Origin of the sequence: Chitinimonas sp. JJ19 (genome assembly GCF_036961565.1) — a bacterium.
Classification (GTDB): Bacteria; Pseudomonadota; Gammaproteobacteria; order Burkholderiales; family Chitinimonadaceae; genus Chitinimonas.
Genome location: NZ_JBAMDD010000003.1, coordinates 295,011 through 310,585 on the forward strand (window position 1 = coordinate 295,011; position 15,575 = coordinate 310,585).

The window sequence follows — 15,575 nt, forward strand, 5'->3', positions numbered from 1 at the left end:
ACGTTCATCCGGATTGAGGGGGAGGGGGCGATCGGAGTAGAATACGGAATTACCACTGTGCGTTTTCAGCCATGACCAAGTTCATCTTCGTTACCGGCGGCGTTGTCTCCTCTCTGGGGAAAGGCATCGCCGCCGCGTCGCTTGCGGCTATCCTCGAATCACGTGGCCTGAAGGTCACGATGATGAAGCTCGATCCCTATATCAACGTGGATCCGGGCACCATGTCCCCCATGCAGCACGGTGAAGTCTTCGTTACCGAAGACGGTGCCGAGACCGACCTTGATCTCGGCCACTACGAGCGCTTCATCCACGCCAAGATGAAGAAGTCCAACAACTTCACCACCGGCCAGATTTATGAGTCGGTGATCAAGCGTGAGCGCCGTGGCGACTATCTGGGCAAAACTGTTCAGGTCATCCCACACATCACCGATGAAATCCGCCTGTTCATTGATCAAGGTGCAGGCGATGCTGAGCTGGCCGTGATCGAAGTTGGTGGTACGGTGGGCGATATCGAATCCCTGCCGTTCCTGGAAGCCATCCGTCAGATGGGCGTTATCCTGGGGCGTGAGAACACCTGTTTCGTCCATCTCTCCTACGTGCCCTATATAGCGGCTGCTGGCGAGATCAAGACCAAGCCAACCCAGCATAGCGTCAAGGAGCTGCGTGAGATCGGCATACAGCCGGATGTGCTGATCTGCCGTGCAGACCGCATGGTGCCGGAAGAAGAAAAACGCAAGATCGCCTTGTTCACCAATGTGTCCGAGAAGGCCGTGGTGTCCTGCCCGGACATGGACAGCATCTACAAGATTCCGCGCGTACTGAGCGAGCAGGGCATAGACGACATCATCGCCAAGCAGTTGCAGCTGGATCTGCCCAAAGCCGACCTGGCCTTGTGGGATCGTATCGTCAATGCGATCGATAATCCCAAGCAGACCGTCAACATCGCCATGGTCGGCAAGTATGTGGACCTGACCGAGAGCTATAAGTCGCTGATCGAGGCACTTAAGCACGCCGGCATCCATACCGAGAGCGAAGTGAAGATCCACTATGTGGACTCGGAAGAGCTTGAGGGCGGCAATCTGGATCAGATCAAGAACATGGATGCGATCCTGGTGCCTGGCGGCTTTGGCAAGCGTGGCGTGGAGGGCAAGATACGTGCAGTGCAGTATGCCCGTGAGAACAACGTGCCTTATCTGGGCATCTGCCTGGGCATGCAGCTGGCGCTGATCGAGTATGCCCGCCACAAGGCGGACATGCCTGATGCCAACTCCACCGAATTCACGCTGGAAACGCCGTTCCCGGTGGTGGCGCTGATAGACGAGTGGGTCAACCACGATGGCAAGGTGGAAGTTCGTGACGAGAATTCCAATATGGGCGGCACCATGCGCCTGGGCAGCCAGGAATGCGATCTGGAAGCCGGCTCGCTTGCCGCAACCGTCTATGGCGCAGTCCGCATCGTCGAGCGCCATCGCCATCGCTATGAAGTGAACAACCACTACCTGCCGCGCCTCGAGGCCGCAGGGTTGAAGGTCAGTGGTCGTTCCACTGACCCCAACCACCTGTGCGAGACCATAGAGCTACCCGGTCATCGTTGGTTCTTTGGTTGCCAGTTCCACCCGGAATTCACCTCGACGCCACGAGATGGTCATCCCATGTTCAAGGCTTATGTGGAGGCAGCAATCGCTTACGCCCGTGAGCATGGCCGTGAAGGCCTGAGCTGCTGATCAACCCCGTGAGGGGTGGGGTGTGGTGGGTGGGACACTATCCCGCGCCGCGCCTCACGCCTCACCCCTACCGGAGTAGTCCATGCAACTTTGCGGCTTCGAAATCGGACTGGACAAGCCTTTCTTTCTGATAGCGGGCCCCTGCGTGATCGAGGGGGAGCAGTTCTCCCTGGATACGGCAGGCACGCTCAAGGAAATCACCAGCGAACTGGGCATCCCCTTTATCTATAAGTCCAGCTTCGACAAGGCCAATCGCTCCAGCGGCAAGTCCTTCCGTGGCACCGGCATGGATGAAGGCCTGCGTATTCTGGCCAAGGTGCGCGAGCAGATAGGCGTGCCTGTGCTGACCGACATCCATGAGATCGACCAGATCCAGCCTGTCGCGGATGTAGTGGATGTCTTGCAGACGCCTGCGTTTCTCTGCCGCCAGACTGATTTTATCCGTGCCTGCGCGCAGAGCGGCAAACCGGTGAACATCAAGAAGGGCCAGTTTCTGGCACCGGGCGACATGAAGAATGTCATGGACAAGGCCCGTGAAGCTGCACGTGACGCCGGCCTGCCCGAGGACAATTTCATGGCATGCGAGCGTGGTGTCAGCTTTGGCTACAACAACTTGGTCTCGGACATGCGCAGCTTGGCCATCATGCGTGATACCGGGTGCCCGGTGGTGTTCGATGCCACCCACTCGGTACAGTTGCCTGGCGGGCAGGGCGACAAATCAGGTGGCCAGCGTGAGTTCGTGCCGGTACTGGCGCGTGCGGCGGTGGCTGTCGGTATTTCGGGCCTGTTCATGGAAACCCACCCCAACCCGGCTTGCGCCATGTCTGACGGCCCCAATGCCTGGCCGCTGCCACGCATGAAGGAGTTGCTGGCGGTGCTCAAGGAACTGGATGGTCTGGTCAAGCGCCAGCCGCTGCACGAGAACACCTTGTAGGTCGGGTAGCTTCCCACCACACAGGTGGTCGGGGTGCATGCTGTGTTGCCAACTGTGCCGGCTTACAGAATCGTAAGCCGGTATGGCTTGATTACAGACGGCTTGTTCGGCCAAGATCACCTGAATCGAATTCCCCAAATCGCATCAAGGAAACACCGATGAGTGCAATCGTAGAAGTCATCGCCCGCGAAATCCTCGACTCGCGCGGTAATCCGACTGTTGAAGCTGATGTGCTGCTGGAAAGCGGCGTCATGGGCCGTGCTGCCGTGCCGAGCGGCGCCTCTACCGGCGAGCGTGAAGCGCTTGAGCTGCGTGACGGCGACAAGAGCCGCTATCTGGGCAAGGGCGTACTGAAGGCTGTTGAGCATATCAACACCGAGATCTGCGAAGCCATCATCGGCCTGGATGCGTCAGAGCAGGCCTTTATCGACCGCACCATGCTGGAGCTGGATGGCACCGAGGACAAGGGGCGCCTGGGCGCCAACGCCATCCTGGCCGTTTCGATGGCAGTGGCCAAGGCGGCAGCCGAAGAAGCCGGCCTGCCCTTGTACCGCTATGTTGGCGGTTCTGGCCCCATGGCACTGCCTGTGCCCATGATGAACGTCATCAACGGCGGCGAGCACGCCAACAACAGCCTGGATTTCCAGGAGTTGATGATAGTCCCGGTGGGCGCACCGACATTCCGTGAAGCCATGCGTTATGGCGCCGAGGTGTTCCATACCCTCAAGAAGATACTGCACGACAAGCATCTGCCTACGCAGGTAGGTGATGAGGGCGGTTTTGCCCCCGATGTGGCCAATGCCGAGGAGGCGCTGGACATGATACGTGCCGCCGTTGAAAAGGCTGGCTATGTATTCGGCAAGGATATCTGTATTGCACTGGACTGCGCCGCATCGGAATTTTACGACAAGGCCACGGGCAAGTATGTCTTCAAGAAGAGCGACAAGCGCGAGTTGAGCTCGTCCCAGATGGTTGATTACCTGGAAAGCCTGGTCAACAACTACCCCATCCTGTCGATTGAAGACGGCATGGGCGAGCGCGACTGGGACGGCTGGAAGCTGCTGACAGACCGCCTGGGTGACCGGGTACAACTAGTGGGCGATGATCTGTTCGTGACCAATGCCAAGATACTGGCCCAGGGCATAGAGCGTGGCATCTGCAATTCCATCCTGATCAAGGTCAACCAGATCGGCTCGCTGACAGAAACCCTGCAGGCTGTAGACCTGGCCAAGCGCCATCGCTATACCTCGGTGATGTCGCATCGCTCGGGTGAAACCGAAGACAGCACCATTGCGGACCTGGCGGTTGCCACCAACTGCATGCAGATCAAGACCGGCTCGCTCAGCCGCTCGGATCGCATGGCCAAGTACAACCAGTTGCTGCGCATCGAAGAGGAACTCGGTGATGCTGCCTACTACCCAGGCCGTGCAGCGTTTTACCAGATCAAGAAGTAAGCATTCCGCTTGGCTTTGACGCGGTAATACTGAACAGGGATGCAGATGCATCCCTGTTTTGTTTTGCTGCATCGGCCCATCCCACCTTACAATCGCGCCCATGCGTATTCTTGCCGTGATCCTTGCTACCTGTATTGTCCTGCTCCAGTGGCCACTCTGGATAGGCAAGGGCTCATGGTTGAAGGTTTGGCAGATAGAAACCCAGTTGGCCGAGCAGAAGCAGCAGAACACCAAGCTGCAGTCGCGCAACGATGCCATGAATGCGGAAGTGCGTGACCTGAAGACAGGCACGGACGCCATAGAGGAGCGTGCGCGCAATGAGCTGGGCATGGTGCGTCAGGATGAGGTGTTCTTCCAGATACTGGACAGCAAGCCGCTGCCCATAGCAACCACGCCAGTGCAGCCACCGGTTACCCCGCCTGCCGAACCGGCGGCAGCGCCACCCGAGGATGACCCGGAGGCAGCCCCCCAGGCCAGCACGCCCGCACCTGCGCCGGCCCCTACGGCAGTGGCGCCGGCTTCGGCGCCTGTTCCCGCCAGCCCGCAATAACCGCATTCTGCGCTAATACGGCGGCCATGTCGGCATTCGACCCCAAGCCCATTCTTTCCTCGCTGCCAGGCTTGCCGGGCGTGTATCGCTTTCTGTCGGCCAAGGGCGATGTGCTTTATGTCGGCAAGGCCATAGACCTCAAGCGGCGGGTATCGAGCTATTTCCAGAAAAACGATCAATCCCCCCGCATCAAGCTGATGCTGACCCAGGTGGCTGATATACAGACCACGGTGGTTCGCTCGGAAGGGGAGGCGCTGATACTGGAAAACAATCTGATCAAGGCGCTGGCGCCGCGCTACAACATTCTGTTCCGCGACGACAAGAGCTACCCCTATCTGGTATTGACCGGGCACGCCTATCCGCGCCTGGCCTACTACCGTGGTGCGCTGGATAAGCAGAATCAGTATTTCGGGCCCTTTCCCAGCGGTTACGCGGTGCGCGAAAGCATCCAGTTGCTGCAGAAGGTATTCAAGCTGCGCACCTGCGAAGACAGCGTGTTCGAGCACCGTGCCCGACCCTGCCTGTTGTTTCAGATCAAGCGCTGCAGCGGTCCCTGTACTGGCGAGATATCCGCCGAGGACTACAAGCGCGATCTCAGCCACGCGGCGCAGTTTCTGCAGGGTAAGACGCACGATCTGCTCAACGCCCTGGACGAGAAGATGCGCGATGCCGCAGCGGCTTGGCAGTTTGAGTCTGCTGCTGCCTACCGCGACCAGATACAGAGCTTGGCCAAGGTGCAGGAAAAGCAGTTCGTCTCCAGCAATGCCAGCGAGACGGATGTGGATATTGTGGCGTGCGCGGCCGAGGAGGGCATGGTCTGTGTAAACCTGGTTATGGTGCGCGGCGGCCGCCATGTCGGTGACAAGTCACTGTTCCCCAGCCATGGCGAGGACTATGAGGTGCAAGGCGCGCTGGAAGCGTTTCTGGCACAGCATTATCTGGACCGTAGCATCCCACCCGTCATCGTCTGTAACGGCACGGATGAGTTCGGCACACTGGCCGAGCTGCTTGCCGCCCAGGCCGGCCGCAAGATCGCGCTGGTGACCAATCCCATCGCGGAGCGCCGGGTGTGGCTGGAGATGGCACTCAAGAATGCCAGGTTGGCCATCAGCCAGCGCTTGTCGCTTGAATCCACCCAACTGGGCCGTATACAGGCCCTGCAGGAGGCGCTGAACCTGCCGGACAGCGCACAGCGTATTGAGTGCTTTGACATCAGCCACACCATGGGTGAGGCAACGGTGGCATCCTGCGTGGTGTATGACAAGCTGGGTATGCAGCCCAAGGAGTACCGTCACTACAACATCAACGGCATCACGCCCGGTGATGATTACGCCGCCATGCGCCAGGTACTGACCCGCCGGTATGAGAAGATTGCTGCTGGCGAAGGGGTGGCCCCCGATGTGATATTGATAGACGGTGGCAAGGGGCAGATATCGGTCGCGGTGGAGGTGATCGAGGAGGTGGGGCTGCAGGATGCCTTGCTGGTGGGTGTGGCCAAAGGCGAAACGCGCAAGCCTGGCCTGGAGCAGCTGGTCATTCCGTCGACTGGCCAGGTGCTGCATCTACCCCGTGATTCCGCCGCCTTACACCTGATACAGACCATACGCGACGAGGCACACCGCTTCGCCATTACAGGTCATCGTGCCCGCAGAGGCAAGGCAAGGGTATCATCCAGTCTGGAGGAGATAGACGGCATAGGCGCCAAGCGCCGCCAGAAGCTGCTGACGCGCTTTGGCGGGCTGCAGGGCGTCAAAGCTGCCAGTGTGGACGAGCTGTGCCAGGTTGAAGGCATCAATCGCGCACTCGCTGAAAAAATCTACCAAGCACTACACTGACATTACAACCACTACTTCCATCGGCTTAGCTGGCTTCATGCCCCTCAATCTTCCCAATCTGCTCACCTGGGCGCGGATACTGATGATCCCGCTCATACTCGGCGTGTATTACCTACCCGACGCCTGGCTTTCCCCTCTAGGTAAGAACCTTTGCGGGGCCGCCTTGTTCATGCTGGCCGGTATTACCGACTGGTTTGATGGCTATCTGGCGCGCAAATGGAACCAGCTGTCCGCTTTTGGCGCCTTTCTGGACCCGGTGGCCGACAAGCTGATGGTGGCGGCTGCGCTGATATTGCTGGTGCAGCTGGATCGCGCCGAGGCCTGGCTGGCGGCCATCATCATCGGCCGGGAAATCACCATCTCGGCATTACGGGAGTGGATGGCCCAGCTGGGCTCCAGCAAGAGCGTGGCAGTTTCCTTGGTCGGCAAGTTCAAAACAGCGGCACAGATGGTGGCCATCACCGTGTTGCTGCTGCACGAGAACTTCATACCCGGCATTCCGACCCAACAGCTGGGCACTGTCTGCCTGGTGATTGCCGCCTTGCTGACACTGTGGTCCATGGGTTACTACCTGCGCATGGCCTGGCCTCAGCTCAGCGGTAAATCCTGACCCCTGGCATCGCTCAAACCGCGTCAAATGGAGCTTTTGCTCCACCTGCCGGGTTTGATGCCTGGATGACCGGCTTGCTTCGTCATTTGCATATTCCCCGCCCCCGGTTGCCGGTGCGCGCTGCTGCGTGATAAGTTCGACATCCCCCGACGCAACCCGGTTGTAAAGACTATGGCGCAAACCCTATACGACAAGCTGTGGCATAGCCATGTAGTGCACGAGGAAGCCGATGGCACCGTGCTGCTCTACATTGATCGCCACCTGGTTCACGAAGTCACCAGCCCCCAGGCATTCGAAGGCCTTAAGTTGGCTGGCCGTAAACCGTGGCGTATCTCTTCCATCGTCGCCACAGCGGATCACAATACGCCGACAGATCACTGGGACGAGGGCATCAAGGATCCCATCTCGCGCCAGCAGGTTGAGACGCTGGACGCCAATATCCGGGAGGTCGGCGCGCTCGCATATTTTCCGTTCAAGGATCAACGCCAGGGCATAGTCCATGTGGTGGGACCGGAAAATGGTGCCACGCTACCGGGCATGACTGTGGTTTGCGGCGACTCGCACACTTCCACCCATGGCGCATTCGGCTGTCTGGCGCACGGCATCGGCACGTCCGAGGTCGAGCATGTCATGGCAACCCAGACGCTGACCGCCAAGAAATCCAAGGCCATGCTGGTGCGCGTGGACGGCCAGTTGGGCCGTGGCGTCACCGCCAAGGATATTGCCCTGGCAGTGATAGGCCGTATCGGCACAGCCGGCGGCACAGGCTATGCCATCGAATTTGGCGGTGCTGCTATCCGCGCCCTGAGCATGGAAGGTCGCATGACGCTCTGCAATATGGCCATTGAGGCCGGTGCCAGGGCTGGCATGGTGGCCGTGGACCAGATCACCATCGACTATTTGCAGGGTCGTCCGTTCTCGCCCAAGGGTGAGGTGTGGGATCAGGCTGTGGCGCACTGGCGTACGCTGGTGTCGGACGAGGGGGCCAGCTTTGACGCGGTGGTCGAACTCGATGCGGGCAGCATTGCACCGCAGGTTACTTGGGGTACGTCGCCTGAGATGGTGGTGACGGTGGCAGACCGTGTACCTGACCCCGCCAACGAGACTGATCCTACCCGCAAGAGCGGCATGGAGCGGGCGCTGGCTTATATGGGCTTGCAGGCCAATACACCGATCAGCGAGATTCCGGTCGACAAGGTGTTTATCGGCTCCTGCACCAATAGCCGGATCGAGGATTTGCGAGCCGCTGCGGCGGTTGCGCGCGGCCACAAGAAGGCGGCCAATGTGAAAGCCGTGCTGGTCGTGCCGGGCTCGGGCCTGGTCAAGGCGCAGGCAGAGGCCGAGGGCCTGGATAAAGTCTTTGTCGAGGCAGGTTTTGAATGGCGCGAGCCCGGTTGCTCGATGTGCTTGGCCATGAATGCCGACAGGCTGGAGCCGGGTGAGCGCTGCGCCTCGACCTCCAACCGTAATTTCGAGGGTAGGCAGGGGCAGGGTGGGCGCACGCATCTGGTCAGCCCCGAAATGGCGGCAGCCGCGGCAATTGCGGGTCATTTTGTCGACGTCAGAACTTTTGCCTGACCGTAGCGGACGAAACACCATAGCAAACCTGGAGAACAGACCATGAAACGATTTGCTTTCCTTGCCCTGGCCCTGATCGCTGCAATGCAACTGACAGCCTGCAATACCATGCAGGGGTTGGGTAAAGATATCAAGAAGGGTGGCGAAGCCATCGAGAGGGCTGCCAACTAAGGCCGCTGCCTGGCCCGCAAGGGCCTTCGTCACCGAGAGAGAACATGCAAGCTTTTACCACACTGCAAGGCCTGGTCTGCCCGCTGGACAGGGCCAACGTCGATACCGACGCCATCATTCCCAAGCAGTTCCTCAAATCCATCAAGCGCTCGGGCTTTGGCCCCAACCTGTTTGATGAATGGCGGTATCTGGACCATGGCGAACCGGGCATGGACAACAGCAAGCGGGCGGTGAACCCCGAATTCGTGCTTAACTTCCCGCGCTATCTGGGTGCGCAGGTGCTGCTGGCCCGTGAGAACTTCGGTTGCGGCAGCTCGCGCGAACATGCCCCCTGGGCGCTGGACGACCATGGCTTCCGGGTTGTGATCGCACCTTCGTTTGCCGATATCTTCTTCAACAACTGCTACAAGAATGGCCTGCTACCCATCGTACTGCCGGCCGAGGTGGTGGATCAGTTGTTCCAGGAGACCGCGGCCAGCGAAGGCTACCGCCTGACGGTCGATCTGGCTGCGCAAACTGTGACCACGCCAGCCGGCCAATCTTTCGGTTTCGATGTCACCGCGCACCGCAAGCATTGCCTGCTGAATGGCCTGGATGAAATCGGCCTGACCCTGAATCACGCCGACAAGATCAAGGCATTTGAAGCCCAGCGCCGCGTAGAGCAGCCCTGGCTGTTCTCCTGAGACCGGGTATGTCCCAGGGTTCTGCCACTAGTCGCTTGCGAGCCGTTCTGCTGGGCCGGCTGCAGCGACATGGCGGGCTGACCTTTGTGCTGATGGGGCTGTGTTTCCTGGGCTTCGGCGCCAGTTCGTTCAATCTGGTCGTCCTGCTGCGCGCCAATCTGGAGTTGTTCTGGGAGCACGGTTGGCAAGTGGTGGGCGATGGCGCCTTGCAGCAGTTGCTGGAACTGATAGCGCTGTCCTATCTGGCGCTGGCTTGCTGGATAGGATTCAAGTGTTGCGAAAAATTGCTGGTAGATCGCCTGACCAGCGAGCCCAAGCCGTAGTACAGGAGGATAACGATGCTGCCGGCCAATCAGACACAGCTGGACCAGATACGGGCGGATTGCCATGCACTGGTTCGCCGCCGGGCGCGACTCTCTGCCGGTGCGGCCGTCATTCCCGTGCCGGGCATGGACATGGTGGCCGACGTCATGGTGTTCTCCGAGCTACTGGAAAACATCAGCGCGCGCTTTGGCTTGTCGCACACCCAGATAGGGCAGCTGGACCCCGCTACCCGCAAGTATGTGATGTTGGCCGCCGGCCGCCTGGGCAGTGAGCTGATAGGCAGGCTGGTGACCAAGCAGTTGGCCAAGCTGCTGCTGGCCAAAGTGGGCACCAAGTTGCTGGGCAAGACACTGGTGCGCTTTGTACCCCTGGCAGGCCAGGCGGTGGCAGCCACCATCAGCTACCGCGTGGTCGCCCGCCTGGGGGATAACCATATTGAAGATTGCTACCGCGTTGCGCAAGGTTACCTGGCGCAAGAGGGTGCGCTGGTAGCACAACAGCCATGAACGATTGCGAGCGCTTGGCGAACCGATGCCTGCAATCGGCCGCCGTTGCCCCTTAACTGAAAACTGAGCTTTGCCAGCGCTTGCATTACGGCCTGGCCCATCCATCTGCTACGAAAGTTGAACCCATGAAAATCGCCATACTCCCCGGTGACGGCATCGGCCCTGAAATCGTTGCGCAGGCAGTACGTGTACTGGAAAAACTCAAGGCCGACGGCCTGGCTGTGGAGACGGTGACCGTGCCACTGGGGGGCGCTGCCTACGACCAGTATGGCGAGCCCTACCCAGAAGCGACACGCGATGTCGTCCGCACTGCCGATGCCATCCTCTTGGGCGCCGTGGGTGGCCCACAGTACGACACCTTGCCGCGCGATAAGCGCCCGGAGCGTGGTTTGCTGGCTATCCGCAAGGATCTGGGCCTGTTTGGCAACCTGCGCCCCGCCATGCTGTACCCGGAACTGGCCGGTGCCTCTACCCTCAAGCCAGAAGTGGTGGCAGGGCTGGATATCATGATCGTGCGCGAGCTGACGGGGGATATCTATTTTGGCCAACCGCGCGGCATTCATGTCAACGACGCGGGCGAGCGCGAGGGCTTCAATACCATGCGCTACAGCGAGTCGGAAATACGCCGTATCGCCAAGGTGGCGTTCGAGATTGCCCAAAAGCGCAACAAGAAGCTCTGCTCGGTGGACAAGGCCAATGTGCTGGAATGCACCGAATTCTGGAAGGAAATCGTCATCGACGTGGCCAAGCAATATCCAGATGTTGAACTCAGCCATATGTATGTCGACAACGCGGCCATGCAACTGGTGCGCAACCCCAAGCAGTTTGATGTGATCGTCACCGGCAATATCTTTGGCGACATACTCAGTGACGAAGCCTCCATGCTGACTGGGTCCATCGGCATGTTGCCAAGTGCCTCGCTGGATGCCAACAACAAGGGCCTGTACGAGCCTTGCCATGGTTCGGCGCCTGATATTGCCGGCAAGAATGTCGCCAACCCGCTCGCCACCATACTGAGCCTGGCCATGATGATGCGTTATACCTTTGCGCGTGAAGATATCGCCAAGCGTATCGAGACCGCTGTGCAGACCGTGCTGCGCCAGGGCTATCGTACGGCGGACATCTATGAAGCCGGCACGCAGAAGGTGAGCTGCTCGGGCATGGGCGACGCGGTGGTGGCTGCGCTGGCATAAGCAGAAACCATAAGAACTATAAGCGGATAGTGGATTCCGCTATGGCAACAAGGTCAGGAGAATCCACCCCACTGCACCAGCCCACAAAATGGCTGCGCTTGCGGTAAACTCCTGATTCCTCAGCTCTGAGGCTTTGGCGGTGCAATGCAGATCAACCCGTAGGGTTGTGTCGCTGCTGCCAAGTATTGCCGATCCAGGCGATGAGGCATCACAAACAATCTGGATCATAGGAATACCATCATGTTGAAAGTCGGTTTGGTTGGTTGGCGCGGTATGGTTGGTTCCGTGCTTATGCAACGCATGCGCGAGGAGGGCGACTTCGCCCTGATCGATCCCGTGTTCTTCACCACCTCCAATGTAGGTGGGGCAGGGCCGGACGTAGGACGTGGCGCAGCGCCCTTGAAGGACGCCAAGTCTGTGGCCGAGTTGAAAGCCATGGACGTCATCATTACTTGCCAGGGTGGGGATTACACCACCGAGTTGCATCCCCAGTTGCGCGCTGCAGGCTGGAATGGTTTCTGGATAGACGCTGCCAGCACGCTGCGGATGGAAGATGACGCTGTGATCGTGCTTGATCCGGTCAATCTGGACCAGATCAAGGCATCCATCTCCCGTGGCGGCCGCGATTTCATCGGCGGCAACTGCACGAATTCCATCCTGCTGATGGGCTTGGGCGGTCTGTTCAAGGCAGGCCTGGTGGACTGGGTGTCGTCCATGACCTACCAGGCCGCATCGGGTGCAGGTGCGCAGAACATGCGCGAACTGCTCAATCAGATGGGCAAGGTCAATGCCTCTGTCGCCCACCTGCTGGATGACCCCTCGTCTGCCATTCTGGAGATAGATCAGCGCGTGGCCGAAACCATGCGCAGCGACGCTTTCCCGACCGAACACTTTGGTGCACCGCTGGCCGGCAGCCTGATTCCCTGGATAGACAAGCAGCTGGACAACGGTCAATCCAAGGAGGAATGGAAGGGCCTGGCTGAGGTCAACAAGATACTGGGCACCAGTTCGCCCATACCTGTGGATGGCCTGTGTGTACGCATAGGTGCCATGCGCTGCCATAGCCTGGCATTGACGCTGAAGCTGAATCGCGACCTGCCACTGGCCGAGATCGAAAGCCTGATCAAGGGCAGCAACCAGTGGGTCCGGTTTGTGCCGAATGACCGTGCCACCACGGTGCGGGAACTCACACCGACTGCCGTGACCGGTAAGCTGGATATCGCAGTTGGCCGGGTGCGCAAGCTCAATATGGGCCCGGACTATGTCAGCGCCTTTGTCTGTGGTGACCAACTGCTGTGGGGCGCTGCCGAGCCGCTGCGCCGTACCTTGCGTATCCTGCTGGACAAGTAATCCATTACGCATCAAAACCTTGCGGCCCGGTTGGAAACAGCCGGGCTGTGTCTTTCCTGTATCCCTGCCTAGACGCCATGCTGCCTTCCATCGAACACCGTATTGCCCAGGAACTCAACTGCCGCCCGGCCCAGGTTGCCGCCACCATGGCGCTGCTGGACGAAGGCGCCACCGTGCCGTTTATTGCCCGCTATCGCAAGGAAGCCACCGGCGGGCTGGACGATACCCAGTTGCGCCATCTGGATGAGCGGTTGCGCTATTTGCGCGAACTGGAAGATCGGCGCACCGCCGTGATCGCCTCGGTGCAGGAGCAGGGCAAGCTGACGGACGAGCTGCAAACTGCCTTGCTGACGGCAGACAACAAGCAGCGGCTGGAAGACCTGTACCTGCCTTACAAACCCAAGCGCCGCACCCGTGCGCAGATCGCCCGTGAGGCCGGGTTGGCGCCGTTGGCCGAGCTGCTGCTGGCTGAGCCTGGCCGCCAGCCGGAAGCCGAGGCCGCAAGCTTTGTCAGCGCGGAAAAGGGCGTGGCCGACAGCAAGGCGGCCCTGGATGGTGCTCGCCATATCCTGATCGAGCAATTTGCCGAGGATGCCGCACTGCTGCACGAGCTACGCGAGCTGCTGTGGCAACGCGCCGAGCTGGTCGCCAGCCTGGCAGATGAGAGCAAGCGCGAAGCGGGCGCCAAGTACGCCGATTACTTTGATCACCGTGAGCCCCTGCACCGCGCACCTTCACACCGGGTGCTGGCCGTATTGCGGGGCCGCAACGAAGGCATGCTGAACTTCACGCTGGCGCTGCCCGAAGATGCCGAGCTGCCTGCAGGCAAGCCGGGGGCTGGCGAAACCCGCATTGCCGCACGCTTCAATATCCGTGATGCCGGCCGCCCCGCCGACCGCTGGTTGATGGATACCGTGCGCCTGGCCTGGCGTGCCAAGATATTCCTGACGCTCGAAGTGGAGCTGACCAATCGGATACGTGAAAGCGCCGAGACCGAGGCCATCAAGATATTCGCCAGCAATCTCAAAGACCTGCTGCTGGCCGCGCCCGCAGGGCCGCGCGCCACGCTGGGTCTGGACCCTGGCTTGCGTACCGGGGTAAAGGTGGCCGTGACCGACAAGACCGGCAAGGTGGTCGCCACCGATACCATCTACCCCCATGTGCCGCGTAACGACTGGGATGGCAGCCTGCATCGCCTGAATCGCCTGGTGACACAGCATGGCGTGGAATTGATAGCCATCGGCAACGGTACCGCCAGCCGCGAAACCGACAAGCTGGCCGCCGACCTAATCAAGCAACTGCCAGAGCGCAAACTGCAGAAGATAGTGGTTTCCGAAGCCGGCGCCTCGGTCTATTCCGCCTCGGAATTGGCTGCGCGCGAGTTCCCCGACCTGGATGTCAGCCTGCGTGGCGCGGTCTCCATTGCCCGTCGCCTGCAGGACCCGCTGGCTGAGCTGGTCAAGATCGACCCCAAGGCCATTGGGGTAGGGCAGTACCAGCATGACGTCAACCAGGGCGAACTGGCGCGTACGCTGGATGCGGTGGTGGAAGACTGCGTAAATGCAGTGGGCGTAGACGTCAATACCGCCTCCAGCGCCTTGCTGGCGCGGGTCTCCGGTCTTAGCGCCACCCTGGCCAGCAATATCGTGGCTCACCGCGATGCCCATGGCGCATTCAGCGACCGAATGGCACTGAAGGCCGTACCTCGGCTGGGCGAAAAGACTTTCGAACTGGCTGCTGGCTTCTTGCGCATCATGAATGGCAGCAACCCACTGGATGCCAGTGCGGTGCACCCAGAAGCCTACCCGGTGGTGGAAAAAATCATCGTCAAAACCCGTCGTGAAGTGAAATCGCTACTGGGTGACAGCGGCCTGCTCAAGCAATTGAACGCAGCCGAGTTCACCGACGAGCGCTTCGGCTTGCCCACCGTGCGCGACATCCTTAACGAACTGGACAAGCCGGGCCGCGATCCCCGCCCCGAGTTCAAGACCGCAACCTTTCAGGACGGCGTGGAAGACATCAAGGACCTGCTGCCTGGCATGGTGCTCGAAGGCGTAGTCAGCAATGTGGCGGCCTTTGGTGCCTTTGTCGATATCGGCGTGCACCAGGACGGCCTGGTACATGTGTCGGCACTGGCCAGCAAGTTTGTCAAAGACCCGCGCGATGTGGTTAAAGCCGGCGACGTGGTCAAAGTCAAAGTGGTAGAGGTGGACGTCAAACGCCAGCGCATTGCCCTTACCATGCGCCTGGACGACCCGATCGAAGGCGGCAGCCCCACGCGCAGCGCCAACCCAACACCCCCAAGGCATGATCGCCAAGCCAAGCCCCAGCAGAGCGGTAACACCGCCATGGCAGCAGCTTTTGCCGCCCTAAAGAAATAGACGGCGAAATAAACGGTGAAATAGACGACGAAGCAAGCTGCACCGGCAGCTGCGCAAATTTTGCGCAACCCGATTCGGGTACTGATGCGACGGGGTTTTTCGTGATTTAGACCGGGCTTATCCACAGCAGATGTGGATAAGCCCGATGCTGCTATTCTGTATGGGGAAGGGCAGGTGAGGGCGCCAGGATTGAAGCATGGCTGCTCCTGCTTATCGCTGAGTAGGCATTGCCGTCCGTGACAGACCGCCGGAACCAGGCCAGCAAGCTCTACGCAAAGTCTT

General features: G+C 59.9%; 14 protein-coding genes. All 14 read left to right on the top strand.

Going from position 1 to position 15,575, the window contains the following annotated elements:
* The first annotated feature begins 71 nt into the window (after positions 1 to 71).
* Positions 72 to 1,724, top strand: a complete 1,653-nt coding sequence (locus tag V7714_RS05745) for a CTP synthase (RefSeq protein WP_335708857.1) — start codon at positions 72 to 74, stop codon at positions 1,722 to 1,724.
* 82 nt (positions 1,725 to 1,806) lie between these two features.
* Complete coding sequence (kdsA, locus tag V7714_RS05750; protein WP_335708858.1) at positions 1,807 to 2,658, top strand: 3-deoxy-8-phosphooctulonate synthase; 852 nt, start codon at positions 1,807 to 1,809, stop codon at positions 2,656 to 2,658.
* Positions 2,659 to 2,816: 158 nt separating this feature from the next.
* A complete protein-coding gene (gene eno / locus V7714_RS05755; protein WP_335708859.1) occupies positions 2,817 to 4,112 on the top strand; it encodes a phosphopyruvate hydratase in 1,296 nt (431 codons plus the stop codon).
* A 100-nt stretch (positions 4,113 to 4,212) separates the two neighbouring features.
* Positions 4,213 to 4,662, top strand: coding sequence for a cell division protein FtsB (ftsB, locus tag V7714_RS05760; protein ID WP_335708860.1), 450 nt, complete (start codon positions 4,213 to 4,215; stop codon positions 4,660 to 4,662).
* 26 nt (positions 4,663 to 4,688) lie between these two features.
* Positions 4,689 to 6,497 carry an excinuclease ABC subunit UvrC gene (gene uvrC / locus V7714_RS05765; RefSeq protein ID WP_335708861.1) on the top strand — a complete coding sequence of 603 codons (1,809 nt, stop codon included), beginning with the start codon at positions 4,689 to 4,691 and terminating at the stop codon, positions 6,495 to 6,497.
* A gap of 37 nt (positions 6,498 to 6,534) precedes the next feature.
* A complete protein-coding gene (pgsA, locus tag V7714_RS05770) occupies positions 6,535 to 7,107 on the top strand; it encodes a CDP-diacylglycerol--glycerol-3-phosphate 3-phosphatidyltransferase (protein ID WP_335708862.1) in 573 nt (190 codons plus the stop codon).
* Between the two features lie 171 nt (positions 7,108 to 7,278).
* On the top strand, positions 7,279 to 8,685 hold the full coding sequence (leuC, locus tag V7714_RS05775) for a 3-isopropylmalate dehydratase large subunit (RefSeq protein WP_335708863.1): 1,407 nt from the start codon (positions 7,279 to 7,281) through the stop codon (positions 8,683 to 8,685).
* 42 nt (positions 8,686 to 8,727) lie between these two features.
* Positions 8,728 to 8,856, top strand: coding sequence for an entericidin A/B family lipoprotein (locus V7714_RS05780; protein ID WP_284196035.1), 129 nt, complete (start codon positions 8,728 to 8,730; stop codon positions 8,854 to 8,856).
* A gap of 44 nt (positions 8,857 to 8,900) precedes the next feature.
* On the top strand, positions 8,901 to 9,539 hold the full coding sequence (gene leuD / locus V7714_RS05785) for a 3-isopropylmalate dehydratase small subunit (protein ID WP_335708864.1): 639 nt from the start codon (positions 8,901 to 8,903) through the stop codon (positions 9,537 to 9,539).
* Between the two features lie 8 nt (positions 9,540 to 9,547).
* Positions 9,548 to 9,862 (top strand): hypothetical protein, encoded by a 315-nt coding sequence (locus tag V7714_RS05790; protein ID WP_335708865.1) that lies wholly within the window; start codon positions 9,548 to 9,550, stop codon positions 9,860 to 9,862.
* A gap of 15 nt (positions 9,863 to 9,877) precedes the next feature.
* On the top strand, positions 9,878 to 10,369 hold the full coding sequence (locus tag V7714_RS05795) for a hypothetical protein (protein ID WP_335708866.1): 492 nt from the start codon (positions 9,878 to 9,880) through the stop codon (positions 10,367 to 10,369).
* Between the two features lie 125 nt (positions 10,370 to 10,494).
* Entirely contained in the window at positions 10,495 to 11,562 is a 1,068-nt protein-coding gene (leuB, locus tag V7714_RS05800; protein ID WP_284196031.1) for a 3-isopropylmalate dehydrogenase, read from the top strand.
* Positions 11,563 to 11,802: 240 nt separating this feature from the next.
* Complete coding sequence (gene asd / locus V7714_RS05805; protein WP_335708867.1) at positions 11,803 to 12,912, top strand: aspartate-semialdehyde dehydrogenase; 1,110 nt, start codon at positions 11,803 to 11,805, stop codon at positions 12,910 to 12,912.
* Between the two features lie 77 nt (positions 12,913 to 12,989).
* The gene (locus V7714_RS05810; RefSeq protein ID WP_335708868.1) at positions 12,990 to 15,293 is read left to right on the top strand and encodes a Tex family protein; all 2,304 of its coding nucleotides are present in this window, start codon (positions 12,990 to 12,992) and stop codon (positions 15,291 to 15,293) included.
* Positions 15,294 to 15,575: the final 282 nt, after the last annotated feature.